Source organism: Rhizobium arsenicireducens (assembly GCF_964021225.1).
On record NZ_CAXHYK020000001.1, the window covers coordinates 2,673,858 to 2,697,994 of the forward strand.

At 61.0% G+C, this 24,137-nt stretch carries 24 protein-coding genes and 1 pseudogene; 1 reads left to right on the forward strand and 24 read right to left on the reverse strand.

Going from position 1 to position 24,137, the window contains the following annotated elements; all coding sequences use genetic code 11:
• Positions 1-18: 18 nt before the first annotated feature.
• From ACWPVA_RS13315 to ACWPVA_RS13350, 8 genes are all read right to left on the reverse strand, one after another.
• Positions 19-1,362, reverse strand: a complete 1,344-nt coding sequence (locus ACWPVA_RS13315; RefSeq protein ID WP_454288144.1) for a DUF2778 domain-containing protein — start codon at positions 1,360-1,362, stop codon at positions 19-21.
• Positions 1,363-1,568: 206 nt separating this feature from the next.
• Positions 1,569-2,273: an SDR family oxidoreductase gene (locus ACWPVA_RS13320; RefSeq protein ID WP_454288145.1), complete on the reverse strand. Its 705-nt coding sequence runs from the start codon at positions 2,271-2,273 to the stop codon at positions 1,569-1,571.
• Between the two features lie 136 nt (positions 2,274-2,409).
• Positions 2,410-2,766 carry a hypothetical protein gene (locus ACWPVA_RS13325; RefSeq protein WP_454289592.1) on the reverse strand — a complete coding sequence of 119 codons (357 nt, stop codon included), beginning with the start codon at positions 2,764-2,766 and terminating at the stop codon, positions 2,410-2,412.
• A gap of 196 nt (positions 2,767-2,962) precedes the next feature.
• Positions 2,963-4,051, reverse strand: a complete 1,089-nt coding sequence (locus tag ACWPVA_RS13330) for an ABC transporter ATP-binding protein (protein ID WP_454288146.1) — start codon at positions 4,049-4,051, stop codon at positions 2,963-2,965.
• A gap of 14 nt (positions 4,052-4,065) precedes the next feature.
• On the reverse strand, positions 4,066-5,721 hold the full coding sequence (gene bglA, locus ACWPVA_RS13335; RefSeq protein ID WP_454288147.1) for a beta-galactosidase BglA: 1,656 nt from the start codon (positions 5,719-5,721) through the stop codon (positions 4,066-4,068).
• A gap of 42 nt (positions 5,722-5,763) precedes the next feature.
• Entirely contained in the window at positions 5,764-6,912 is a 1,149-nt protein-coding gene (locus tag ACWPVA_RS13340) for a carbohydrate ABC transporter permease (RefSeq protein ID WP_454288148.1), read from the reverse strand.
• Position 6,913: 1 nt separating this feature from the next.
• Positions 6,914-7,924 (reverse strand): carbohydrate ABC transporter permease, encoded by a 1,011-nt coding sequence (locus ACWPVA_RS13345; RefSeq protein ID WP_454288149.1) that lies wholly within the window; start codon positions 7,922-7,924, stop codon positions 6,914-6,916.
• A 112-nt stretch (positions 7,925-8,036) separates the two neighbouring features.
• A complete protein-coding gene (locus ACWPVA_RS13350) occupies positions 8,037-9,392 on the reverse strand; it encodes an ABC transporter substrate-binding protein (protein ID WP_454288150.1) in 1,356 nt (451 codons plus the stop codon).
• A 301-nt stretch (positions 9,393-9,693) separates the two neighbouring features.
• Here ACWPVA_RS13350 and ACWPVA_RS13355 point away from each other — a divergent pair, with 301 nt between their 5' ends.
• Positions 9,694-10,719 (forward strand): LacI family DNA-binding transcriptional regulator, encoded by a 1,026-nt coding sequence (locus tag ACWPVA_RS13355; protein WP_454288151.1) that lies wholly within the window; start codon positions 9,694-9,696, stop codon positions 10,717-10,719.
• 40 nt (positions 10,720-10,759) lie between these two features.
• Here ACWPVA_RS13355 and folD read toward each other — a convergent pair whose 3' ends face one another.
• The 16 genes and pseudogenes from folD to rem form a co-directional block, all read right to left on the reverse strand.
• Positions 10,760-11,659 (reverse strand): bifunctional methylenetetrahydrofolate dehydrogenase/methenyltetrahydrofolate cyclohydrolase FolD, encoded by a 900-nt coding sequence (gene folD, locus ACWPVA_RS13360; RefSeq protein ID WP_454288152.1) that lies wholly within the window; start codon positions 11,657-11,659, stop codon positions 10,760-10,762.
• 200 nt (positions 11,660-11,859) lie between these two features.
• On the reverse strand, positions 11,860-12,645 hold the full coding sequence (locus ACWPVA_RS13365; protein ID WP_454288153.1) for a WecB/TagA/CpsF family glycosyltransferase: 786 nt from the start codon (positions 12,643-12,645) through the stop codon (positions 11,860-11,862).
• Positions 12,646-13,011: 366 nt separating this feature from the next.
• Positions 13,012-13,530, reverse strand: coding sequence for a hypothetical protein (locus ACWPVA_RS13370; RefSeq protein ID WP_454288154.1), 519 nt, complete (start codon positions 13,528-13,530; stop codon positions 13,012-13,014).
• Positions 13,530-13,895 (reverse strand): hypothetical protein, encoded by a 366-nt coding sequence (locus ACWPVA_RS13375; protein WP_454288155.1) that lies wholly within the window; start codon positions 13,893-13,895, stop codon positions 13,530-13,532. The genes ACWPVA_RS13370 and ACWPVA_RS13375 overlap by 1 nt, the downstream gene beginning before the upstream one ends.
• A 23-nt stretch (positions 13,896-13,918) precedes the next feature.
• A complete protein-coding gene (locus ACWPVA_RS13380) occupies positions 13,919-14,473 on the reverse strand; it encodes a rod-binding protein (RefSeq protein ID WP_454288156.1) in 555 nt (184 codons plus the stop codon).
• Positions 14,474-14,510: 37 nt separating this feature from the next.
• A complete protein-coding gene (locus ACWPVA_RS13385) occupies positions 14,511-14,921 on the reverse strand; it encodes a hypothetical protein (protein ID WP_454288157.1) in 411 nt (136 codons plus the stop codon).
• 33 nt (positions 14,922-14,954) lie between these two features.
• Positions 14,955-15,704 carry a flagellar biosynthetic protein FliR gene (fliR, locus tag ACWPVA_RS13390; RefSeq protein WP_454288158.1) on the reverse strand — a complete coding sequence of 250 codons (750 nt, stop codon included), beginning with the start codon at positions 15,702-15,704 and terminating at the stop codon, positions 14,955-14,957.
• Positions 15,701-17,789: pseudogene (gene flhA / locus ACWPVA_RS13395) on the reverse strand (flagellar biosynthesis protein FlhA). Before flhA ends, fliR begins: the two are co-directional and overlap by 4 nt.
• Positions 17,790-17,922: 133 nt before the next feature.
• Positions 17,923-18,189 carry a flagellar biosynthesis protein FliQ gene (gene fliQ / locus ACWPVA_RS13400; protein WP_454288159.1) on the reverse strand — a complete coding sequence of 89 codons (267 nt, stop codon included), beginning with the start codon at positions 18,187-18,189 and terminating at the stop codon, positions 17,923-17,925.
• Positions 18,190-18,248: 59 nt separating this feature from the next.
• The gene (gene flgD, locus ACWPVA_RS13405) at positions 18,249-18,689 is read right to left on the reverse strand and encodes a flagellar hook assembly protein FlgD (RefSeq protein ID WP_454288160.1); all 441 of its coding nucleotides are present in this window, start codon (positions 18,687-18,689) and stop codon (positions 18,249-18,251) included.
• Positions 18,680-19,129: a flagellar biosynthesis repressor FlbT gene (flbT, locus tag ACWPVA_RS13410; protein ID WP_454288161.1), complete on the reverse strand. Its 450-nt coding sequence runs from the start codon at positions 19,127-19,129 to the stop codon at positions 18,680-18,682. The genes flgD and flbT overlap by 10 nt, the downstream gene beginning before the upstream one ends.
• Entirely contained in the window at positions 19,126-19,473 is a 348-nt protein-coding gene (gene flaF / locus ACWPVA_RS13415; RefSeq protein ID WP_454288162.1) for a flagellar biosynthesis regulator FlaF, read from the reverse strand. Before flaF ends, flbT begins: the two co-directional genes overlap by 4 nt.
• Positions 19,474-19,510: 37 nt before the next feature.
• Positions 19,511-20,572: a flagellar hook-associated family protein gene (locus ACWPVA_RS13420; RefSeq protein ID WP_454288163.1), complete on the reverse strand. Its 1,062-nt coding sequence runs from the start codon at positions 20,570-20,572 to the stop codon at positions 19,511-19,513.
• A gap of 3 nt (positions 20,573-20,575) precedes the next feature.
• Entirely contained in the window at positions 20,576-22,033 is a 1,458-nt protein-coding gene (gene flgK, locus ACWPVA_RS13425; RefSeq protein WP_454288164.1) for a flagellar hook-associated protein FlgK, read from the reverse strand.
• 21 nt (positions 22,034-22,054) lie between these two features.
• The gene (locus ACWPVA_RS13430) at positions 22,055-23,257 is read right to left on the reverse strand and encodes a flagellar hook protein FlgE (RefSeq protein WP_454288165.1); all 1,203 of its coding nucleotides are present in this window, start codon (positions 23,255-23,257) and stop codon (positions 22,055-22,057) included.
• A 127-nt stretch (positions 23,258-23,384) separates the two neighbouring features.
• Positions 23,385-24,056 (reverse strand): transcriptional activator Rem, encoded by a 672-nt coding sequence (rem, locus tag ACWPVA_RS13435; RefSeq protein ID WP_454288166.1) that lies wholly within the window; start codon positions 24,054-24,056, stop codon positions 23,385-23,387.
• Positions 24,057-24,137 lie beyond the last annotated feature (81 nt).

Here is a 24,137-nt window from a genome sequence, read left to right on the forward strand (position 1 = left end):
TTCGGGCGCATGCCCCGTTCACATCATCGCCACGTATTTCGGCAGTTCGTTCATCTTTGGCACCACGATCAGCGTCTTCACCTGACCGCGTTTGAAGGCGTTGAGGAACTTGTTGTAGTCCGCGAAGACCACGCAGCCGGAGGAATCTCCCGGCACCCGCAGGAGATAGGTGTGGGTAAGGAAACCGTCGCGGCCGTACATCTTGGCATCGCCGACCGGGGTCATGCGGATCGCCTCGATGCCATGGAAGCGGCTCTCGCGCATCCGCAGGCTGTAGACGTTGGGCGGAGTGGCTCCGCGGTTCCTGACGTGGACAAAATTCGGATTGTCCCGATACTTGCCGCGGCCGGAGCTCGCCTTCAGCTTTTCGCCGTTTGGCATGTGGACGACGCCGGCGGAAATGTCATAGACGGCAACGCCCCGGCCCGGCAACTTGGGCTTGCGGGAGAAGAGCGAGGGGCGCTCTTCGTCGCTGTCGGTCAGCGAAGGGCGATCCGGCTTGGCATAGGCGAGCAGGGTCGCCGGCTTCTCGGCCTTGGCCTTGTTCTTTGCGCCGGCCTCGGGCTTTTCGGTGACGCGCGCCGGTGCGTTCGGGCGTGCGGACGGCAGCGGCACATCGTCGGGCAGCGCGCTATGGTCTTCCGCTTGCGGCTCGGACAGCAGTTCGACAAAGGGTTGCTCGCGCGGGTCCGTGCCGGGGTTCACGATTTCTTTGGCCGGTTGCGGCGCGGCATAGGCAAGGGCGGCCGGCGCGCTCACGAGCGCTTGCGCATCGTCCGAGAGTTTTGCGCCGGGTGCGAGGGCCGCGGGATTGATCGAGGCGGTATGGATCGGCGCGCCGGTTGCGGCGATGCGGTTCTCCTCCTGCGGACCGAGCCCGGCGATCGCCTTGGCATTGCGTGCGGCAACCGACTCGGCCAGCGCCAGGCGCAGCATGTCGCGGGCCTTGGGATCGCGGGAGGCGCGCTCGCGCCGCTCCAGCATGCGGTCACCCTTGTCGACGGCGGCCAGCGCCATGGAAGCCGGAAGCATCAGCAGCCCGATCCCATCGGTCGCCGCGACGGCTTCGGCGATGCGGAGCCGGGCGACCTCGGCCTGGCTGACGGGCGCGTGCCGGTCGGTACGCTTCAACGCCTTGCCGACGTCGGCAGGGCGCTCGACCAGAGCCATGGCAGGCGGGGCCAGCTTCGGTTCCGATGTCAGGGAATAGACGCTGGCGATCCCGGCCGTCACCCAAAGGATGGCGGCCAGACCGACGCCGATGGCGACGGGGCTCTTGGAGGCCTTGCGGCCTTTTCCGGATCGGGATTTGATACCAGCGGACGGTCTGTCCTTGGTGTTTGTCTCGGTCGAGAACGCCATACTCTCACTCGCTACCAGAGGCCGGACGGCCGGGCGGGGTTGATCGCCGCGGCCTTTACACATCCGGTGAGCCGAGAGATCCTCTGTCAGGACCTCCGCTATTCCGGATGTCCTAAACTATGAAGAATCTTGGTAACCAAGAAGTTTACGCCGCGTGATTCTTTTATCGCTGGCAGAAATGGCGAGAAAAAGGCAAAAACTGACAACTAGACGGCGCGCGTAAGGCCGCCGTCGACACGGATGTTCTGGCCGGTGATATAGCCGGCACCCTCGGAAGCGAGGAAGGCCACGGTCGCGGCGATCTCCTCGCTCTTGCCGTAACGCTGCATCGGCACGCTGCCGCGCCGTTCCTCGGTTGCCGGCAGGCTGTCGATCCAGCCCGGCAAGACGTTGTTCATGCGCACATTATCGGCCGCATAGGTGTCGGCGAAGATCTTGGTGAAGGCCGCAAGGCCGGCGCGAGCCACGGCGGAGGTCGGGAACATGGCGCTCGGCTCGAAGGCCCAGGCCGTTGAAATATTGATGATTGTTCCGGATTTCTGAGACTGCATGACAGGCGTCACCAGCCGCGTCGGGCGGATGACATTGAGCAAATAGGTATCGATACCCTTGTGCCAGTCCTCGTCGGTGATTTCGAGGATCTGGGCGCGCGGTCCATGGCCGGCGCTGTTGACAAGAACGTCGATGCGGCCGAAACGCTCCATGGTGCCGTCGACGAGATGCTTCAGATCGTCGTTCGACTGGTTCGAACCGGTCACACCGAAGCCGCCGAGTTCGGCCGCCAGTGCCTCACCCTTGCCTGAGGACGACAGGACCGCGACCTTGAAGCCATCGCTTGCGAGGCGTTTTGCCGCAGCCGCCCCCATGCCACTTCCGCCGGCGGTGATAATGGCGACTCTTTGTTCGGACATGACAAATTCCTTCTGCTGAATGAGGGCGGGAGGATTTCGCCGTTTGCCGGCAAAGTCGAGTCAGAAATACGAAAGGCCGGTGAAGCTTGCGCTCCGCCGGCCTTTAATGTCGTGCATGGACCGTGCTTCGCCCGCCCTACCAGGAGCGGACGTCGAGCACCCGGTCCCTATGGGCGGGATGGGTCGAGAAGACGAAGATCCGGTCGAGCTCCTTCTTCGTCAGCAGGCGCAGGAAGCGCACTTCCGCGGTGTTGTTGGCAAAGGCCTTCATCAGCAGGCAGCCGACCTTGGTGATGCGGGCGTCGGGAAGATCGAGATAGAATTGCTGGGGCAGGTTATACTGGGTGAGCAGGCCGAGGACCGCACCACTCATGGAAATCTTGATTACGTCGCAGCGCCGGGCGGCCATGTGCATGACGCCCTTCTCGGTATATTCGATGCGCGCCGCATTCATCGTATCCTCCATCGCGAACCGCGCCTCGCGGTCGTACATGAAGGATTCCTCGCGTTGCAGATAATGGCTGCCACCGACCGCCTGTCTCATCTGATGTCCCTGCCCCTGGTTTCCAGTTGTTATGGAAGAGAGCCTAGCAGGAGGGAATTTAACAGATGGTGTTTGCGCCCTGCCGCCCTGTGGACAAGGCGATCCCGTCTGCGGTCAGGGCAAACGGGATCTTAATTTTCGAAGGTCACTTCCTGTAGGTGTGGCCCGATTCATCGAACAGATGCAGCTTGGAACGGTCGGCGGCAAAACGCAGCTTCTCGCCCTTCTTGACATCGACGATGCCCGGAAGCTTGACGACGATCGCCTGGTCCTCGACGGGTCCCTCGACATAGAGCAGCGTTACCTCGCCGAGCGCCTCGACGATGCTGAGCGTGCCCTCAAACAGGAAATCTTCGCCGGTGGCGATGTCGAGATCCTCTGGGCGGACGCCGAAGCTCGCGACCTTGCCCACATCGCTGGCCGGCGTCTCGATGTCGACAAGGACCGAAGTCCCGTCCTTGAGCGTCAGGGTGGTGGGATTGCCGGCCGAGGCGATGGTGGTCGGCATGATGTTCATCGACGGCGAGCCGATGAACTGAGCGACGAAGAGATTGGCCGGGCGCTCGTAAAGCTCGAGTGGCGGACCGACCTGCTCGATCCGGCCGTCGGACAGGACGACGATGCGGTCGGCAAGCGTCATCGCCTCGACCTGGTCGTGGGTGACATAGATCATCGTCGTGTTCGGCATGGACTCGTTGAGCTTGGCGATCTCGATACGGGTCGCGACGCGCAATGCCGCATCGAGGTTGGACAGCGGTTCGTCGAACAGGAAAACTTTCGGATCGCGGCAGATGGCGCGCCCGATCGCCACGCGCTGGCGCTGGCCGCCGGAGAGCGCCTTGGGCAGGCGGTCGAGATAGGGCGTGAGTTGCAGGATGTCGGCGGCGCTCTTGACGCGGCGGTCGATCTCTTCCTTGCTCTCGCCGGCGATCCGCATGCCGAATGCCATGTTGTCGTAGACCGTCATATGCGGATAGAGCGCGTAGGTCTGGAATACCATGGCGATGCCACGCTTCGACGGCGGCACGTTGTTGACCACATGACCGTCGATGATCATCTCGCCAGCGGTAATATCCTCGAGACCGGCGATCATGCGCAAAAGCGTTGATTTTCCGCAGCCGGACGGGCCGACGAAGACGACGAACTCGCCCACCTCGATCGTCAGGTCGATGCCGTGCAGGACCTTCACCTGCCCGTAGCTCTTATGGATATCCTTGAGAACCAGGCCCGTCATCTCTTTCCTCCCAATCAGGCGTGACGCGCGAAATGTGCGCCCCAGGCCGGCAGTTCGACCGCGTGATCTTCAATCTTGCCCGAAAAACCGTGTCCGTCGAGTGGCTGCCAGGAACCTGCCGGCACCGACAGGCGGGCGGGTTCGGCGCTCATGTTGAAGACGCACAGAACCGTCTCGTTCGCGAGCGAACGGCTGTAGACCAGCGCGGTCTCGCCAACCTCGTGAAACTCCATACCACCCTTGACCAACGCCGGATGGGCACGACGGAAAGCGAGGAAGCGGCGATAGTGCTCGAGCACGGAGTGGGCCTTGCCTTCCTGAACGCTCACCGCATTGATCGTGTGCTCGACCGGGATCGGCAGCCATGTCTTCGGCGCGGTCGAGAAGCCAGCCTGCTGGGCAACATTGTCCCAGACCATCGGCGTGCGGCACCCGTCGCGCCCCTTGAACTCGGGCCAGAACTCGATGCCGTAGGGATCCTGAAGGTCCTCATAGGCAATGTCGGCTTCGGTCAGGCCCAGTTCCTCGCCCTGGTAGATGCAGACCGAGCCGCGCTGGGTCATGAGGATGGCCGCCATCTGCTTGGCAAAGGCTTTGCGGTCGCCGACATCGGCGCCCCAGCGGGTGACGTGGCGGACAACGTCGTGATTGGAGAAGGCCCAGCAGGCCCAGCCCTCGGGGGCGGCCGCAGCAAAGGCCTTCTGGGTCTCGGCCACGATCTTCGGCGTCAGCGGTTCGGGCGCCAGAAATTCAAAGGCATAGCACATCTGCATCTTGTCGTTGCCGGAGGTATATTGCCCGACGATTTCAAGACCGTACTGGCTGTCGCCCACCTCGCCGACGGCGGCGATCGCCGGGTATTCCTCCAGCACGGCGCGGAAGCGCTTCAGGAAGGCCAGGTTTTCCGGGCGGTTCTTGTCGTAGAGGTGTTCCTGGAAATTGTAGGGGTTCACGGCCGGTGCGGTCGATGCATTGCGCCGCTCGGGCGCAAGCGCCGGATTGTCGCGCAACAGCCTGTCGTGGAAATAGAAGTTGATCGTGTCGAGCCGGAAGCCGTCAACACCGCGATCGAGCCAGAAGCGTGTTGCGTCAAGCACGGCATTCTGGACCTGCGGATTGTGCATGTTGAGGTCCGGCTGCGACGTCAGGAAATTGTGCATGTAATACTGCATGCGGGTCGGGTCCCAGTGCCAGGCGGACCCGCCAAAGATCGACAGCCAGTTGTTGGGCGGCGTGCCGTCCGGCTTCGGGTCCGACCAGACATACCAGTCCGATCTGGGATTGATCCGGCTCGACCGGCTCTCGACGAACCAGGAGTGCTGGTCGGACGTGTGCGAAATGACCAGGTCGATCATCACCTTGAGGCCGAGGCGATGGGCGTCGGCGATCAAGGCATCGAAGTCGGCCACCGTGCCAAACATCGGATCGACGTCCGTATAGTTGGACACGTCATAGCCGAAATCCTTCATCGGCGAAGTGAAGAAGGGCGAGATCCAGATCGCGTCAGCGCCAAGGGCGGCGATATGCGGCAGGCGGGCGGTGATGCCCTTGAGGTCACCGATGCCGTCGCCGTTGGAGTCCTGGTAGGAGCGGGGGTAGATCTGATAGATCACCGCGCCGCGCCACCAGTCCTTGTCCGGCACAGAGGTCGATTGGGTCATTGCAGTCATTGTCAGTCCTTGTCGAATGCTCTCAGGCGATGCCAGGCCATCTCAACCGCCCTTGACCGAGCCGGCGAGCAGGCCGCGGACCAGGTAGCGTTGCAGGGTGAAGAAGACGAGCAGCGGAACGATGATGGTGATGAACGCCGAGGCGGTGAGGATTTCCCAATTGCCGCCGCGCGATCCAAGCAATTCGCGCAGGCGCCCGGTCAGGACGATCGTCTCCTCGCTGTTGCCGAGGAAGACGGTAGCGACGAGCAGGTCGTTCCAGGTCCAGAGGAACTGGAAAATCGCAAAGGAGGCGAGCGCCGGATAGGAAAGCGGCAGCACGATGCGGATGAAGATGGTGAAATCGTTGGCGCCATCAACGCGCGCCGATTCCATGATCTCACGCGGCAGGCCGGCGATGTAGTTGCGCAGCAGATAAATGGCGAGCGGCAGGCCGAAGCCCATATGGGCGAGCCAGATGCCCAGATAGGTCTTGGCCGGAACGCCGAAGAAGGCGCCGATCTTGTTGTACATCTGCAGGAGCGGGATGAGCGACATCTGCAGCGGCACGACAAGCAGGCCAACGATCAGGGCGAGAAGGAGCGCACGACCGGGGAATTTCATCCAGGCGAGCGCATAGGCGGCGAAGGCCGCGACCAGGATCGGAATGATCGTCGAGGGAATGGCTACCGTCAGCGAGTTGAGGAAGGACTGGCCGATCCCCTCGGCCGTCAACACCGTGCGATAGTTGTCCAGGGTGAACCGCGGCGGGATCTCTGCCGTGTAGAAGATACGCATGCCGCGCGTGTTCTCAAAACGAACCGCCGATTCGATGCGAAAGTCGCCGTTCTCCTCGACGGTCAGTTTGGCACCATCGCCCGCATCCACCGCCTGACCAGGCTCATAGGCTGCCGGGTCACGGCTCGACGTGCCGAAGGCGCTGACAAAGCCCTTGCCGCCCTCAAGGACGTTGCCGGAAATGACGAAGGCACCATCCTGCTCGACCTGCCCCTCGGCGGCCGGTGCGCGATAGATGACGTTCTGGGTCGAGGTCGAAAGGGCCGTCCACCAGCCGGAGGCGACAATCTGATCCTTGTCGCGGATCGCGGTAATGAACAGACCGGCCGTCGGGAGGGTCCACAGGATGACCAGAAGGGCGACCGTGATATGGACAAACCAGGTGAGTGGTGAGCGCGCGCTGCTCTTGTACATGTCAGCGTCCCTCCATTTCACGGCTGGCGTTGCGGATGTTCCAGATCATGATCGGGACGACGAGCACCATGATGACGATGGCGATCGCGGCGCCACGGCCGAAGTCGCCACCGCCGCGGAACATCCAGTCGAACATCATGTTGGCCAGCACCTGGGTGTTCCATTGGCCATTGGTCATGGCCAGCACGATGTCGAACACCTTGAGCACAAGAATGGTGATCGTGGTCCAGACCACCGCGATCGTGCCCCAGATCTGCGGCACCTTGATCTTCATGAAGATCTGCCAGGGATTTGCCCCGTCGATGACGGCCGCCTCGATCGTTTCCTCGGGAATGCCACGAAGTGCTGCAGAAAGCAGCACCATGGCAAAGCCCGTCTGGATCCAGATGAGGATCACCATCAGGAATAGATTGTTCCAGAACGGCAGCGCGATCCAGATCTGCGGCTGGCCGCCAAGGGCCACGACGACTGCATTCAGCAAGCCGATCTGTTCGCTTGCGGCATCGCGATAGTCGTAGACAAATTTCCAGATGACCGAGGCGCCAACAAACGAGATCGCCATCGGCATGAAGATCAGCGATTTGGCGATATTGCCCCACCAGATGCGGTCTGTGAGGGCGGCGATGATCAGCCCGAAGAGCGTCGAGGCCGCCGGCACTACGATCAGCCAGAGCATGTTGTTGAAGATCGACTCGCGGAATTCGCGGTCGAAGAACATCCAGCGGTAGTTCGAAAGACCGACAAAACGGGTGCCGGAGCGGTCGAAGAGCGAATAGGCGACGGAAGAAAAGACCGGATAGACCAGATATATGCCGAGCGACAGCAGCGCCGGGGCAAGGAACAGCCAGGGACGGATCAAAGCGGAGCGCCGCAGGTTCTGCGATGCCCTTGCCTGGTCGGAAATATTGGCGGGAAAGAGCCGGTCGAGCAGGAGATTGCTGCCGTAGAAATATCCGATTGCGCCGACCACGCCGAGAACGATCGTCAGCAGGGCATACAAGAGTTGTTCCACCTTAAACCCTCCCCGTCACGCGCGCTTGTCCCCGTCACCACATTGCCGGTGCGCGTCTCTTGATCACACCACGCGAGGCCTTGCGGCCCCGCGTGGATCCTTGTCAGTGATCCTACTTCAGGGCATCCCAGGACTTCTGGATCTCGGCCGTGACAGCGGCTGCGGGCTTGCCGCCGACATAGTCGACCATGCCGGTCCAGAACGCACCCGCGCCGATCTTGCCCGGCATCAGGTCGGAACCGTCGAAGCGGAAGGTGGTGGCGCTTGTCAGGATGGCGCCCTGCTTCTTCAGGGATTCATTGGCGTAGGCCTCGGGGTTTGCACCCTTGAACGGAGTGAGGAACCCGGATTGAGCCATCCAGATCTCGTGGGCAATCGGGGTCTGAAGGAACTCGATGAAGGCCTGGGCGGCGGGGCTATCCTTGGTGATGCCGAAAAGCGTGCCGGCGCCGAGGACGGGCTTGCCGAGATCCTTGCCTGCATAGGCCGGGAAATAAAAGAAGTCCGCGTCGGCACCCAGTTCCGTGCCTTCCGGGAAGAAGGACGGAATGAAGGAGGCCATTTTGTGCATGTAGCACTTGGGCGGCGAGGTGAAGAGCCCCTTCGGGCTGTCGCGGAAATCGGTGGAGGCAACACCGGCCTTTCCGCCGTCGGCGAACTTGTCAGTCGTGGCGAACCAGCCGAATTCCTCGATCGCGCCGATGACCGCCGGGTCATTGAATGGGATCTCGTTGGAGATCCACTTGTCGTAGGTCTCCGGATCGGCGGTGCGCAGCATCATGTCCTCGACCCAGTCGGTCGCCGGCCAGCCGGTCGCAGCGCCGGAACCAAGCCCGATGCACCAGGGGGTCTCTCCCTCGGCGACGATCTGCTCGGTCAGGGCCTTCAGATCTTCCAGGGTCTCCGGCACTTCATAGCCGGCGTCCTCGAAGTTTTCGGGAACGTACCAGACGAGCGATTTCAGGTCGGCCTTGTAGGGGAAGGCAAAAAAGGCCGTGTTGCCGTCCTTGCCCTTGTAGGATCCGAGATCCACCCAGGAGTCGCCGGCTGCGTAGTTTTCCCTCAGCCATTCCGCCGTCTCCGCTTTCATTGGGGCGAGGAACCCCTTGGCCGCGAGGTCGGCGGCAAGACCGGGCTGCGGGAAAACGGCGATATTGGCCGCGCTGCCGGCCTGGGTGTCAATGACGATCTGCTGTTCGAAACTGTCGGAGCCGGCATATTCGACCCTGGCGCCGGTGGCATCCTCGAAATAGGCCAGAACACTCAAGACCAGGTCGCGGTCGGGACCCAGCCAGGGACCGAAGACCGACAACGTCTGGCCCTTTAGGTCATGGGTATTCTTGAATTCCTCGAAGCTCGCCCAATTGAACTTGGCGTCCTCGCCCGGCTTGAACTTCAATTCGGCCGCACCCGCGGCACCGGCAAGAAGGGCGGCCGCTGCGACCGTCATCAGGAAAATTCTCTTCATGTGATTTACCTCCCATCACATAACGGACGAGCAAGCCCCGTCTCGCAGTTTGAAAGCCAGATTATTCAAAGCGCTTTGACACAAAGTCATCACATCGAGTGGGAAAGCGAGTCAAGCATAATTCAGGAATTGCCGCAAATGGTTGCAACACTGCGGTGAAGAAATCGGCACATGCAATTCATTCGACCAATTTCCTGTTTGTCGCAGCGCCCGCGGCTGCTAGACCAATCCAAGCGCTTTGAACGCCGACGAGGCGGCATCCTTGCCAGGCAGTCCCAAGCGGCATGGGAGGAGTGACGCCGTGAACCTGAAGCAATTGTCGGAATTGCTGGGCCTGTCGCAGACGACGATCAGCCGGGCGATCAACGGCTATCCGGAAGTGAGCGAAGAGACGCGCCAGCGCGTGCTGAAGGCCGCCAAGGAAACCGGCTATCGGCCGAACCGCGCGGCGCAGCGGCTGGCGACCGGCAAGGCCGGTTCGATCGGCCTCGTCATGCCGATCGAACCGAACGACAGTTCCGACCTGCATTTCGCCGAATTCCAGCGCGGGCTTGCCGAAGAGGCCCTCAGGCACGACTTCCATCTGGTCATCATGCCGGCCTCGCCGCGCGACGAGGAGCAGGCGATCCGCTGGCTGGTGGCGAGCGGCAGCGTCGACGGCTATTATCTCGCCTATATGCGGGAGAACGACCCGCGCATCGCCATGGCGAAGTCCCTGCCCGTACCTTTCATCGTGCACGGCCGGTCCTACGGCACGGACAATGACTTTCCGTATCTGGACGTCGACAACGAGGGCGCCTTTCGCGATGCGGCGCGGCTCCTGCTGCAACTCGGCCACCGGCGCTTCGCGCTGTTGAATGGTCCGGAGGAGTTCGACTTCGCCATCCGCCGCAGGATCGGCACCATGGCGGCGCTCCAGGAAAAGGGCATCGACCTGGACGCAGGCTCGATGCGCCATACGGCGATGACCGACGAAGAGGGGTTTCGCGGCATGGCGGCGCTGCTGGAGCGGCCTGATCGGCCGACAGCGGTGCTCTGCGCTTCGACCGTTCTGGCGCTTGGCGCGGTCAGGGCGATCAACAGGGCGGGACTGAAGCTCGGCGAGGACATATCGCTGATCGCCCATGACGACGTGCTGCCGCTGCTGAAACCCGAGAATTTCACCGTGCCGTTGACGACGACCCGCTCGTCGCTGCGCGCGGCCGGTATCCGCATCGCCCAGAGGCTGATCGCGGCGATCAAGCGGACAGAGCCGCAACCGCCGGCTCACGAACTCTGGACCGCCGACCTGGTGATCCGCGCCTCGACGGGCCCTGCGCCGAAATAGGTACGGGCGCCCCGCCCCATCGCAATCGGATGTGGAGCCGTCAGAACTTCGGTGCGGGTTTGCCGTTCGAGCGGTAGGCGGCAATCACCGTATTGGCCATGAGCATGGCGATGGTCATCGGCCCGACGCCGCCCGGTACCGGGCTGATCGCACCAGCGACGGGCGCGCATTCGGAAAAGGCCACGTCACCGACCAGCCGTGTCTTGCCCTCGCCCTTCTCCGGAGCCGGAACCCGGTTGATGCCTACGTCGATCACGGTCGCGCCGGGCTTGACCCAGTCGGCCTTGACCATTTCGGCGCGGCCCACGGCAGCCACGAGGATGTCGGCATTGCGGGCGAGTGCGGCCAAGTCGCGGCTCTTCGAATGGCCGATCGTCACCGTGGCATTGGCGGCGAGCAGGAGCTGCGCCATCGGCTTGCCGAACAGGTTGGAGCGGCCGATCACCAAAGCGTTGAGACCGGAGAGATCGCGGCCGCGGATCTGGCGCACCAGGATCATGGCGCCTGCCGGCGTGCAGGAGACGAGACCTGTCTCGGCGTCGCCAGTGGCGAGCTTGCCGGCATTGACGACATGCAGGCCGTCGACGTCCTTTTCCGGCAGGATCGACTGGATGATCGGCTCGGAGTTCAGATGTTTCGGCAGGGGAAGCTGGACAAGCACGCCGTCGACTTCCGGATCCGCGTTCAGTTCGGCGACGAGCGCCATCAGCGTTTCCTGGCTGGTTTCCTCGGGAAGCGTGTGCTGCACGGACTTGAAGCCGCACTGCTTGGCCATCCGGCTTTTCGAGGAGACATAAGCATGGCTTGCCGGATCGTCTCCAACGATCACCACCGCAAGGCCGGGCCGGCGCCCGGTCTCTCCTTCCAGCGTCGCTGCTGCTGTTGTCACCGCCTCGATTACGGAGGCGGCTGCCTGCTTGCCATCAATCACCGTTGTCACGATAGCATCCCTCGCTTGCGTTTCCCGGCAATATAGCCGCCGCGTCGGGCCAGCATTTTGCCTCTCACCGCCGTATGGTGTCAAAAGCATGGTATTTGCAAGGGGAAACCGCAGCTTCCTGTGGCCTCCCTTGGTCTAGCTTCATCTCCGCGGCGAAGCTGATGTTCAGGAATGGCGTCGGGCCAGTCCGCAGGCGGATCCTAGCCGCCAACATGGCGGGGCAGACCCATGATCTTGAAGCGCGCGACATGGCCAAGGAAGACCGGAATGCCGACGACATAGCGGTACCAGAGCCGCTTCGGCTCCAGCCACAGCCGATAGACCCATTCGCAGCGGATGTGTCGCATCCACAGCGGCGCACGCGGAACCTGACCGGAAACGAAGTCGAAGAGTGCGCCGACGCCGATCACGAGGCGGGCATGCTCCGGGCGAATGTTGCGGTCGATCCAGATCTCCTGCAGCGGAGTGCCGAGGGCGACCAGAAGAATGTCGACGCGGGCGGTCTCGACATCATCCAGCACACTTGCGCAATTCTGCTTGTCGAAGTAGCCGTCGACGATTTCCACGAACTCGTGCCAGGGTGCGTGCCTGCGGAAATTCTCCGCGGCGTTGGCGAGCACCTCCGGGCGCCCGCCGATCAGGCCGATCCGCCGGGGCACCTCCATGTAGCTCAGCATGGCCGGGATAAAATCCGTGCCGTTGAGGTTGGCGCGGAAGCGCTCGCCATTCAGGATTTGTGAAGCGAGATCGACGCCAATGCCGTCGGGCAGCAGGACTGTGCGTTTCAGCGCCTCGCGATACTGCGGATCGGACATCATCAGATTGGCATTATTGGCGTTGAGGAACGCCATGTGAATCTGGCCGAACGGCAAGGCCGCCAGTTGGTCGACATGGAACAGCGCGCTATCCCAGGTGAGGTCATAAAGGGGGATGCCGAAGAGCGGCAAGCGCGGTTCCGGCAAGGCTGAACTGGTCGACAGGCTCATGACCACCCCGGACGCATTGCCGCCGCGGAACGTGACGGGCCTTCCGGCCGCCGGACATTTTCGGGCGTGCCGGCAATGCCTGCCAACAAATCCGCGGAAAATGCCGGGCGCGAGAGGAAGGGGAATGGCAACAGCATGACACCACGCAACGCAAGGAATGATAGGTGACTTGTATCGGCAGGATATCAAATCGGAGTTAAGCGTAGGTCTCGCATTTATCCGCGCGGATATACAAGGGCTTAACCATGCCGTATCGAGGCGTTAGAAAGACGCTCACAGGGGCGGCAGGCAGACCCGCTGCCTGGTTTCGTTCCCCCCACCTGGAGCCGCGATGCGCCGAAGTGGACGCCGGCCCGATCTGGCCGTCTACTCGACCTTGTCGCCCTCGATCACCTTGACCGGCTTGCCGGGCGGTTTGGCATTCCCTGTGCTCGTGGCCCGGACATCCTCCTTCGACAGGTAGTCGAGCTGCTCGATGAGCACCTCTTCGACGAATCCCTCGCCAAGATGGGCGTTGATGTCGGCCTTGATCCTCCCGCGGAAGGCGGCAACATCAAAGGCGGCCATGTTCGCAATGTCGACCATCTTGTTGCCGATCAGCAGGGTGAACAGCTCGTCGGTCATCAGCTCGGTCAACGGCAGTTCGACGCCCTTGATCTTTTCCTTGTCCATCATGAAGGAGATGCGGCCAAGGAAATAGCCGCGCACGCTACCGTCGGCGATCATCGGGATAGTGATCGCCTCGCCGCGCACCAGTTCGAGCTTCGCCTTCCTGACGTCCTCTTCACTGACTTCAGCGGGGGCCGTCGCCATGTGTACGGAGAAATAGACCGCACCGAGCGTCACAAGGCAGACCCACAATCCGGCGGCCAGAATCTTGACCATCAGACCTCACTGTAGAGAAACTGTTCCTGGGAATAGGTGCCGTCACCGTCGGCCTCCTGCACGGCATTCTTCAGGAGATCGGCAACCGCACGCACCGCATTCATATGCGCCTCGACACGGCGGGCATTGATCGCCAGTTTCTTCTTAAGGCCCTGCATCTGCTCGACATAACCTACCGCCAGCTCGCGCGGATCGGTGTCGCGACACAGCATGGTCAGTTCATAGAGGCAACGGCTCTTGTGGGCATTCGAGACCTTGAGGTCGAATTCCGGGTCCTTGCCGATGCGCTGATTTTCATTGTCGATGATCATCTCGAGGCGCCCGAGCACCGTCTTGATCCGATAATCGCTATTGATGATTTCCATGGTATTGCCCCGGATGAGTGTTGTTATGCTGTCGTTTCATCGGTCTCGGAGACGCCGAGCGTACGACGCTCCAGGTCCGTCACCATGTTGAAAGCCATGCGCCGATCGGTTTCATCGGTGACAGCGTTGACGAGTTTGTCGCCACGTTTGCGGGCCAGTTCCTCCGCATACATCTGATCGGCAATGCCGACGCCCCCGCTTTCGGCGATCACACCGCCGATCTGCTCGGCCATCATGCTTTTCCAGATCTCGCCGGCATTGCCCTTGCCGTAAACGGCTTCGCTGTCGTCCGGCATCATCGATTTGACGAAATTCTGCAGGACGACCGCCTCGAAGTCGCGGTAAACCTTCGGGGTTGCGCCCGCGGCAGTCTTCTGCACATTGCCGAGGCCGGCATCAAAGGCGGCGCTGTTCAGCACCTCGATCGCAGCACCGAAGCCGGCGCCCTTCTCGGCGAGACTGGTCGCGGCGAAGGCCGCACGATTGGTCTTCAGTTTCTCCTGGGCTGCCGCCAGGACCATTGGATCTGCGGCGCGGACGACGTCGAGCACGAGATCGCTCGGAGGTGATATAGCCACGGTTCCTGTCTCCGGTACTTTGGTTAGGTGATGATTATCACTCGTGAACCTTGCTGGAGGCTGTCGTGGCGAACTTCATGTCGACCAGATCATAGATGGCGTCGTCGTCCGCCGCGCGATCCTCGAACACGCGGGCGTCCTTCATGTTCTCTTCCAGCCGGTCGCCCTTGGCGCGTTCGCGCAGTACCATGATCTCCTGGCCATGCTGGAGGCTGGCGAGTTGCTTGTCGGCATTGGACAGACGGTCGAAGCGATCGGCATAATTCTGGGCGAACAGCCGATGGACTGGTTCGAGCGAGCCGATCGCCTGCATGACGGAGGACATCGATGCGGCATTCTCCTCGCGGCGCTGCGCGGTGAACGCGAGGTCGCTCTCGGCCATGCGCTCCATGTGGCGCTGGACTGTCACGAGCCGCTTCAGCTTTTCTGATTTTTTCGTCGGACCCATGGGCGCTCCTTGAACATCGCATTCATTCAGGCGTCAGCCCAGGAAGATGCGGGGAAAGTTCTCGGCAAACTGCCGGACGATCACTGCGATGGAGAAATACACGAGAAACAGACCGCCCATCAGAAGGTAGGGCGTCGAGATGAAGTAGATCGGGATCTGTGGCGCGAGCTTGTTGATCAGACCGATCGAGAAGTTGAACATGATGCCGAAGATGATGAAGGGGCTGGCGAGCCGCAGCATCAGGAAGAAGGTCGCGCTCAGGGTATCGGTGAGCGTGATCAGCATCTTTTGCACGTCGGGAAATATCCCGAGCGGCATCAGCCCATAGGAATCGATCAAGGCCCGCAGGACGACATGGTGGAAGTCCAGCATGAAAAGCAGAAGTAGCCCGCCGAAGCTGATCATGTTGGTCAGCTGGTTCTCGGGCGTATCTTCAATCACGTCCGGGGCACCCGGCGAGTTAAACCCGATCGACATGGAAATGGCGGAGCCGGCAAATTGCAGGCCAAGCACATAGAACCGCGGGATGATCCCGTACATCGTGCCTACCAGCAATTCGCCGATGATCAGGTAGATATAGGCATAGTCGCTACCCGACACCTTAGGATAGATCGTATCCCACAACATCGGCAGGATGGCCATCGAGATCGCCGCCGCCATCAGGAGCCGGAACAAGACGGGGATACGCGCCGAGGAGAAGCCCGGAAGCACCATGAAGCAGGCGCCGATCCGGCAGAAGGCCACGAACATGGCCAGAACTGTCCCCTCGGGGTCGGTGATCATGAAATGGAGCCCAGGATCTTTATCTCGATGCCCTTGGCCAGTTCGACATGCGACAGGACCGGAAGCGTGGCGAACAGACGCTCGATAATCATGCGCACATAGGAGCGCGTTTCCGGCGAAGTGACAAGCACGAAAGGCAGGCCACGGTCCATGAATTCACGGATAACCTTGCTCGCTTGCTCGGAGAACTCCTCGAGGCTGCGGGGATCGATGTCGAACTCGACGATTTCGCCCTTGGCGTCGCGCTTCAGCGCCTGGTGGAAGACGAGGTCCCATTTCGAGCCGAGGCGCAGCACGCGCAGCACGCCGTTGTCGGTCAGGTCGCCGCAAAGCTGCTGGGCCATGCGGACGCGCACATGCTCGACGATCTGCTCGGTCTTCCTGACATGGGGGGCGAGTTCGGCCACCGCTTCGAGAATCAGGTGCAGGTTGCGGATCGAGACGCGCTCGGCGAGCAGCAGTTTCAGAACCGCCTGCAGACCCGAATAGGACATGTGCGACGAGCAGATCTCGTCGGCGAGCTTCTTGTATTCCGGATCGAGCCGGTCGATCAGGATCTTGACGTCCTTGTAGGACAGGAGCTGCGGCAGGTTGTTGCGGATCACCTCGCTCACATGGGTGAGAACAACCGACACATTGTCGATCGGGTGGAATCCCTCACGTTTGAGTTCCTCGGTGAAAGCCTCGAGAACAGAGACCGCCGGCATGCCGAAGGCCGGTTCGCGGATCTCGTCGCCCGGAACCTTGGGCTTGCGACCCGAGCCGGTGACGACCAGCACTTCGCCGACGCGCAGCTGATTGGAGGCGACCGTGGTGCCATGGATGCGGATCTGGTAGGATTTCTCCTGGATGGCAATGTCATCGGTGACCTTGATCTCGGGCACGACGAAGCCGTACTGACTGGCAAACTTCTTGCGCATCTTGCCGACACGGAAGGCGAGTTCCTGGTGCGCGCCCAGCAGACGGGTCGACACCAGCTTGCCGAGCGCCAGTTCGATCTCGGCGGTCTTGAGCACGGACTTGACCGAATCCTTCTCGGCTTCCTTGGTCTGGATGACCTTCTTTTCCTCCTGCTCGCGCTTGACCTTGTTCTCAGCTTCGATCTGGCGCGGAATGAACCAGCTGCCGAAGGCCATGATGCCGCCGAGCGCCAGGAAAGGCACCATCGGCAGGCCGGGCACGATCGAGAGGAGGACCATCAACGCAGCGGCAACCGACAGGGCGCGCGGATAGCCGCTCAGCTGATTGACGACGGCCTGGTCGGTCGAGCCGGGTGTGCCGCCGCGCGAGACCAGAAGACCGGCGGCGAGCGAAACGATCAGTGCCGGGATCTGGGAAACGATACCGTCGCCGACCGACAGCTTGACGAAAACATCGGCCGCCTCGCCGATTTCCATGCCGTGGCGAAAATAGCCGATGATGATGCCGCCGACGATGTTGATGGCGGTGATGAGGAGGCCGGCGATCGCATCGCCGCGGACAAACTTCGATGCACCGTCCATGGCGCCGAAGAAGGAACTTTCCTGCTCGAAGCTCGCGCCGGCGGAACTGCGCCTCCTTGTCGTCAATCATGCCGGCGGACAGGTCGGCGTCGATCGACATCTGCTTGCCGGGGATGGCATCGAGAGTAAAGCGGGCGCCGACTTCCGCGATGCGCGTGGCGCCCTTGGTAATGACGATGAAGTTGACCGTCACCAGAATCAGGAAGACGATCAGGCCGATCACGAAGTCGCCGGACATGACCAGGCTTGAGAAGCCCGCGATGACGCCACCTGCAGCGTCATGCCCCTGATTGCCGTTGGAGAGGATGACGCGGGTTGTCGCGATGTTGAGCGACAGGCGGATCATCGTCGAGATCAGCAGAATGGTCGGGAAGGACGAGAAGTCGAGCGGTCGCTGGATCCACAGCGCAACCATCAGGATCAGCACCGAAAAGGCGATCGAGAAAGCCAGGCCCATGTCGATCAGGAAGGGCGGAATGGGCAGGAAAAGAATGCTGAGGATGACGACGATGCCGAGGGCAAAGCCGATGTCACGACCCTGCGGGCTGACCTTCGGAATAATGATTGCAGATGGTTGCGCCATTTATCGTTCCGTCTCTTCATGAGAGGTCGGCCGCACGACAAGGACATGCGGCCATGTTCACGTCAGCGATAACGGGCGAAGCTTGCGCGAGGGTGGCACTATCAACAGACGGCCTGGGATCGACCGGGACCGGTCAGAAACCGGTCTGGACGCGCGAAAAGACCAGATTGGCAAACAGCGCGATCTGACCTCCGACAAAGGGAGCGCTGATGCCGATGGTCACCAGGATGGCGACGATCTTCGGCACGAAGGTCAGGGTCATTTCCTGAACCTGGGTAAGCGCCTGGACGAGCGCGATGGAGACGCCGACAATCATGGCAGCAAGCACGGCTGGTCCGGAAGCGACGAGCACGGTCCACACGGCTGCCTGCATGATGTCGAGAGCGTCTGCCTCATTCATAACGAACGAATCCCCGTACCGGAGGGAGAATCACCCCTCCGGCGATTGGTATCACCGGTTCAGCTGCCCGTCGATGCCGGTGTCGGGGCGCCAACGCGAACACCCACAACAATCGGGATTTCCACGCCAGCGGCAGTCGTCGCAACCATGGTATCGCTATAGACGCGTACGGAGGCAATGACGCCTGTCTTCGTCCCGTCAGCGCTGGTGATCGTCTGGCCGATGTAGTTCGATGCATTCGTCAACGCGTTGCCGGTGATCAATGTCTCGAGATTGGCGTTGGTCTGGATCGTCTGCTCGACCTGGGAGAAGGTGGCCAGCTGGGCGATCTGTTCGCTGGCATCCATCGGGTCGGTCGGATCCTGGTTCTTCATCTGGGCGATCAGCAGCTTCAGGAAGGAATTATAATCCAGGGAAGCGCTCGCGGAGGCGCCTGCCGCTGTGGAGGCGGCCCCGGTCGATGTCGTACGGGGGGCCGAGGTAACACCGTCTACCGCCATGGTGCGATCTCCTTGCGAATCTGTTCGACTGTGGCCGGGGTCATTTCCTGGCTGTTGAGGATCTCATCCTCGAGTGCGTAGAGGCCGCGGATCGCCTTGAGCGCATCGAAAGCGCGGCCGGACGAAACCATGCCGTCGACCCGTTTCAGCTCGGCAAGGATCTCCTCGTTTTCGAAGCAGGTGAGCAGCATGATGATCGACTTGCGGAACATCGTCATCGACTGTTCGCGCCCGTCGGGATTGATCAGCATCATCTGGGCGATAAAGTAGAGCTGGCGGAGCGGCGTCGTTGCCTGTTCCGGCTGCAGGACGTGGTTCTCCAAAAGGAAGGTCACGTCGTTGAGGAATTCCAGCGCAACCTTGCGGTCGACGCGCAGAACCGCTCCGTTGATGAAAATCCGTTCGCCCGACTTGAGCGAGATGCGCAAAGTGCTCTTCATTTCAGTCCATCCCTGATGATGGTGGTCACGTCGATAATGCCCTGGAAATTGGTGGATTGGCGCTTCCGAATCCGGTCGCATTCCTTCAGAATCCAGATGGCGATTGAGATCAGATTGGCGCGCAATTCGGCGTCCAGCTGATTGTCCGGCTGTTGCAGATCCTCGATGAAGCGGATCCAGACCCGGCGAGTATAGAAAAGCGCCTCGATGGCTTCCCGGGTGTATCCCTCCTGGTCGCGCGCGAGAGCGAGCAACTCGATGCACCGCGACAAGGCCTGCCGTTCACGATCCTTGGCGTCCGCGACGCCATCCTCCATGATTTCGGCATATGAAAACTGGTACATTCATTTGTCCTTCATTTTCATTAGATCCCTTTGATCATCAAAGGTAGTTGACAAGGCTCAGCGCTTGGATCTTCGCCGTCAATGTGTAGGAAGCCTCGACCAGGGACAGGAGGTTGTTCACCCGGGTCGAAGCCTCGTAGGCGTCGACCTCGATCTTGCTCGAGAGCGAGGTCTCGATGATGTCGATCTGCACCTGGAGGGATGCGCTGGCCTTGTCGATACGAGCCTCCGACAGGCCGAGCAGGGTCCGGGTGCTGTTGATGCCGTTGATCGCCCGACCCGTGTAGGAGATAGCCTGCGAGGTTACGACGCTACGGGCCCCGTCTGAAAGGTTGAGTGCCAGCAATTCCCTGGAGACAACCGCAGCAAGGGCGAAATAGCGCATGCCTTCGCTATTGGCGGAGGCCGAGGTCTGGACGGACTCGCTCTGGCTGATCCGACTGGTCATGACCTCGTCGGTCGCGCTGGACCAGTTCGTGTTCCAATCGGTGCCGGTGTACATTGGCTCGACAACATTGATGATGAAGTCTTCCATGCTCGGAGCCGCGCCACTGGCGGCGATATTCACGGTCTGGGGATCGGTCTGCGTGAACCCGAAATAGGAGGAGAAGGCAGCGTCGAAGGCCAACTTCGCGGGGGATGTGTCACCGTATTCCGTCATCGGCTGGACGTCGGTGTTGATGCCGGAGAACAGGTACTCGCCACCGATGGAGGTGTTCGCCATGCTGGTGAAGGTGGCCAGTGAATTGGAGATCGTCTGAATCCCCGTCTGGAGATTGTTGAGATTGGACGTTCCTGAAAGCGCAATCAGCGCCACGTTCATCTCTTCGGCCGCCTTTGCCATCTGGTCGAGCGCCTCTTGCGAGGCCTCCAGCCGCTGGGTGGAGACTGCGTTGTTGTTCTTGATCGCCTGGAGCCGAAGACTGTCCCTCGTCAGGTCGACCACCATAGACGTCGCACCGCCGATCTCGGCACCGATATCGGCATAGATACCGGACGTAACTTCCTGTTGGGCCTTGATCAATTCGTTCTGGGCCTGACGGATGGTAAGGCGCATCGAAGTCTGAATGGAGAGATTGGAAATGTTCGCTGTGGACATGAGTTATCGCACCATTGCCAGAACAGATTGGAACATCTCGTCTATCGTCGCGACGAGCTTGGCGGTCGCCTTATAGGATTGCTCCACGTCTAGAAGGAGCGAAAGCTCCTCATCGAGACTGACGCCGGTGCTTGACGAATAGGACTGGAAGGAGCGCTCATAGAGCGCCACCTTGTTGTCCGAGGCGGTGGTCGCCTTGGAGCGCAAGTCCTCCAGCCAGCCAATCGAGCCGCTGGCAAATGTCATGACGCTCATCGACGTCTTCAAATCGGCCGTCGCGTCGAACGTGCGGTCGGCATCGAGCTGATCCGAGTAGCGCACCAACAGGGCCGTGTAGCCGGATGCGTTGCTGGTGTTCCAGGTGTAGGCCGCGCCGTTGATCCCGCCATCGCGCAACAGCATCGGATTGCCACCCGAAGACGTTATGACCGCGGTCGAGACTCGAATACTGCCTGCCAGGCCGGGTTCGACAATACCCGAGGTTAGGGCCGTGCCGCCGGACCAAGTGAAGAGGCCGGGCATGTCTGCGGCTACGCCGAGCGGATCCGTCTCGGCGAAGGCCTCGATCAGGCCGCGCGCGACTTCATCGAGTTGCGTCTGGAAGGTGGGGGCGATTTCGTCGCGCAGTTGGAGAAGCGCGCTCAGCGAGCCGTCAGCACTGGTATTGCCGCCCTGACCCGGCTTGATTGCCACGCCATCGACAAAGATGGAATTGCCGGTCACCGTGGCGTCATAGGCCAGCGTCCGATTGAATGTAACTGTCCGCGGTATGGTCTCGAACAGGGTGGTGCCCTGGGTCGTGTAGATCACCATATCCCCGTTGCCGCGGGCGTTGGCCTCGATGCCGATGATCTGGGAGATGTCCTTCAGCAGCGTATCTCGGGTGTCGAGCGCATTGTGCGCATCGGCCCCGATCGCCATGGCCTTGACCACCGTCGTATTGACGACCTCAAATTCGGCGAGGAGGCGGTTCAGTTCGTCTACCTGGCTCTTGATCTCAGCGTCGGCATCGACGCGAACCTTCTGCACGGTCTTGGCTGCTTTGTTGAGCGAATTTGCCACATCCTGCGCATCCGTAACCACGGTCGCGGCAAGCGTGAATTCACCCGGCGAAGCCGCAAGGGCGTCCAGACTGTTCTGCAATTGGGCCAGATAGGTCGAGGGAGACAGCTCGTAGTCATTCCCGCCGAGAGCATTGGAAAGCGTCGTCAATCCCTTTAGCAGGGCCTCCTGGGCACTGGAGGCCGAGCTCGCACTGGTGAGCTGGCGCAGCAGGGCCATTTGCTGCGCGCGCTCCGTATTGACCATCGACGCACCGTAGATGGTGTTGGTAACGACAGGCGCACGCCGCACATAGTTTGCATTTCCGTTATTGGCAATATTCGTCGTGATGACGGAAGTCTGTTCCCCCGTATTCCTGAAAATATTCTGTGCCGTATTAAGTGCAGAAGTAAGCGACATGTGGCTGCCTTAACCTTTCGGTTATCTCTTCAGGTTGACCAGAACTTCCATCAATTCGGAGCCGGTCTGGAATACCTTGGAGTTCGCGGTGTAGTTACGCTGGGATTCGATCATTGCGGTCAGTTCTTCCGCCACATCGACATTGGAGTCTTCAAGGGCGCCGGAAATGATCGAGCCGAAGCCGCTGGTGCCGGCATAGCCCATGACGATGACGCCGGAGGAGTTGCTCTGGGTGTAGAGATTGCCGGCGACCGGGTTCAGGTTGTCCGGGCTTTGAACGCTGGCAAGCGCCACGCGGAAACGGGGGGTCAGGTCCCCGTTGTCGTAGACGACCGAGACCACGCCCCCGGCGTCGATCTCGTAGCCGACGACTTCCGAGGCCGCATTGCCGTTAATCTCGCCTTCCTCGACCGAGAAATCGGCCGCAAGCTGGGTCGAAATACCCGTGCTGATCTCCATGGAAGCCATATTGGCACCATCGACGACGAAAGCCGTCGTGGTCAGAGAGGTCGGCGAGACGATCTGACCGTTGGCATCGAAGGTGACGGCGGTCGGCGGTACGACTACGGTCGCGGGAGGACCTGCATAGTTCGCCGTCACAGACCAGGCATTCACGCCGGTCTTCGTGTAAGTAAACTCGATCAAGCGGCTGTTGCCCTGACTGTCGTAGGCGACAAGCGACGTGGCTTCTGAATCACCTACTGCGGTACTGGACGGCAGGTTGACATTGAGTGCGCCAGCCGTGGATGCCGTTGCCGAGATCGAGGCCGAAGAAAGGTTGATCGGCTCAAGGCCATTGAAGCCATTGACGACGATGGTCGGGTCAGCCGTCGAGGAGTATTCGTAGCCCATCAGCGTGTAGCCTGCCGAGTTCTTCAGCGTACCATCATCCTGGATGACGAAGGAGCCGGCACGCGTCAGGTAGTCGACGCCGTCAGAACCCTTGACGATAAAGAAGCCGTCGCCATTGATCGCCAGGTCCGTCGAGGACGTGGTGTAGCTGAATGTGCCCTGGCTGGAGATCGAATAGCGCACGTTCGTCTCGACACCGCCCGAGTTATAGGCGCCCGCCGTGGTCGGCAGGATCATCGAGGAGAACTGCACCGAGGCCTTCTTGTAGCCGACCGTGCTGGAGTTGGCGATGTTTTCAGCCACTGTGCCAAGGCGATTCGCCTGGGCGTTCATACCGGACACACCGGTTCGCATCGTTCCGTAAAGGCTCATAGAAAATCCCCGTTTTCGTAGTCATTGCAGAGAATAGGAGGCGGGCCTTGCGTGAAGCTGTCTGGAAATCGCGGGCCTTTCCGAATTCGTTCGGAGGCCCGCCCGCGCGAGGCCAGGAGCTGAGAAATCAGCTCCAGTCGATGCAGTAGCCAAGGAAGCGCTTGGAATCGACCGGGTCGAAGCCGAGCTTCTTGCGCAGCTTCTTGCGCAGCTTCGAGATGTGGCTCTCGACTACATTCTCCTCGACCTCTTCGTCGAAGATGCCGTAAATCGCATTGAAGATCTGGGTCTTGGAAACGCGACGCCCGCGGTTGATGACCAAATATTCGAGAATGCGACGCTCGCGGCGTGGCAGGGGGAAAATCTCGCCGGTAATTTCCGGATCGCGACCATCCGAGAACACCCGGATCGGGCCGATCTCGGTGTAATTGGTGATCGCCTTCAAGCGCCGGCGGATTGCCGCCGCCCGCGCCAGGATCTCCCTCGGATGAACCGGCTTCCTGACGACGTCATCAACGCCGCAGTCAAATAGCGCCAGCGTGGCCTCAAGAGAAGGCTGATCACTGACCGCGATTACCGGTGCCTGTGACCGGTCACGAATTGCGCGTGGCAACTCATGCGTGCATTCGCCCTGCCCCAGCAGGAAAGCCTCGACAGCTGCGATATCGGAATCGGCCGCCGTATTGACCCACTCGCCGAACTCGACCGGATCAAATCCGGTCGATGGAATCCCCTCACGTCCAAATAGTGAAGTGTACCCGTCTTTCACGAGCTCTCGCTCGTCTACCACTACGATCATTCGTCCGCCTCCGAATCAGTGTGGTGCCTCGATGCACTATCGGTACGAATTGAGCGAATCACGGACAACTAGATGATGTTA

Bases quoted from the DNA above. Each gene is read 5' to 3' on its own strand.
- ACWPVA_RS13315 (WP_454288144.1), bottom strand. From the start codon at position 1,362: ATGGCGTTCTCGACCGAGACAAACACCAAGGACAGACCGTCCGCTGGT.
- ACWPVA_RS13320 (WP_454288145.1), bottom strand. From the start codon at position 2,273: ATGTCCGAACAAAGAGTCGCCATTATCACCGCCGGCGGAAGTGGCATG.
- ACWPVA_RS13325 (WP_454289592.1), bottom strand. From the start codon at position 2,766: ATGTACGACCGCGAGGCGCGGTTCGCGATGGAGGATACGATGAATGCG.
- ACWPVA_RS13330 (WP_454288146.1), bottom strand. From the start codon at position 4,051: ATGACGGGCCTGGTTCTCAAGGATATCCATAAGAGCTACGGGCAGGTG.
- bglA (WP_454288147.1), bottom strand. From the start codon at position 5,721: ATGACTGCAATGACCCAATCGACCTCTGTGCCGGACAAGGACTGGTGG.
- ACWPVA_RS13340 (WP_454288148.1), bottom strand. From the start codon at position 6,912: ATGTACAAGAGCAGCGCGCGCTCACCACTCACCTGGTTTGTCCATATC.
- ACWPVA_RS13350 (WP_454288150.1), bottom strand. From the start codon at position 9,392: ATGAAGAGAATTTTCCTGATGACGGTCGCAGCGGCCGCCCTTCTTGCC.
- ACWPVA_RS13365 (WP_454288153.1), bottom strand. From the start codon at position 12,645: ATGAGCCTGTCGACCAGTTCAGCCTTGCCGGAACCGCGCTTGCCGCTC.
- ACWPVA_RS13370 (WP_454288154.1), bottom strand. From the start codon at position 13,530: ATGGTCAAGATTCTGGCCGCCGGATTGTGGGTCTGCCTTGTGACGCTC.
- ACWPVA_RS13375 (WP_454288155.1), bottom strand. From the start codon at position 13,895: ATGGAAATCATCAATAGCGATTATCGGATCAAGACGGTGCTCGGGCGC.
- ACWPVA_RS13385 (WP_454288157.1), bottom strand. From the start codon at position 14,921: ATGGGTCCGACGAAAAAATCAGAAAAGCTGAAGCGGCTCGTGACAGTC.
- fliR (WP_454288158.1), bottom strand. From the start codon at position 15,704: ATGATCACCGACCCCGAGGGGACAGTTCTGGCCATGTTCGTGGCCTTC.
- fliQ (WP_454288159.1), bottom strand. From the start codon at position 18,189: ATGAATGAGGCAGACGCTCTCGACATCATGCAGGCAGCCGTGTGGACC.
- flgD (WP_454288160.1), bottom strand. From the start codon at position 18,689: ATGGCGGTAGACGGTGTTACCTCGGCCCCCCGTACGACATCGACCGGG.
- flbT (WP_454288161.1), bottom strand. From the start codon at position 19,129: ATGAAGAGCACTTTGCGCATCTCGCTCAAGTCGGGCGAACGGATTTTC.
- flaF (WP_454288162.1), bottom strand. From the start codon at position 19,473: ATGTACCAGTTTTCATATGCCGAAATCATGGAGGATGGCGTCGCGGAC.
- ACWPVA_RS13420 (WP_454288163.1), bottom strand. From the start codon at position 20,572: ATGTCCACAGCGAACATTTCCAATCTCTCCATTCAGACTTCGATGCGC.
- flgK (WP_454288164.1), bottom strand. From the start codon at position 22,033: ATGTCGCTTACTTCTGCACTTAATACGGCACAGAATATTTTCAGGAAT.
- ACWPVA_RS13430 (WP_454288165.1), bottom strand. From the start codon at position 23,257: ATGAGCCTTTACGGAACGATGCGAACCGGTGTGTCCGGTATGAACGCC.
- rem (WP_454288166.1), bottom strand. From the start codon at position 24,056: ATGATCGTAGTGGTAGACGAGCGAGAGCTCGTGAAAGACGGGTACACT.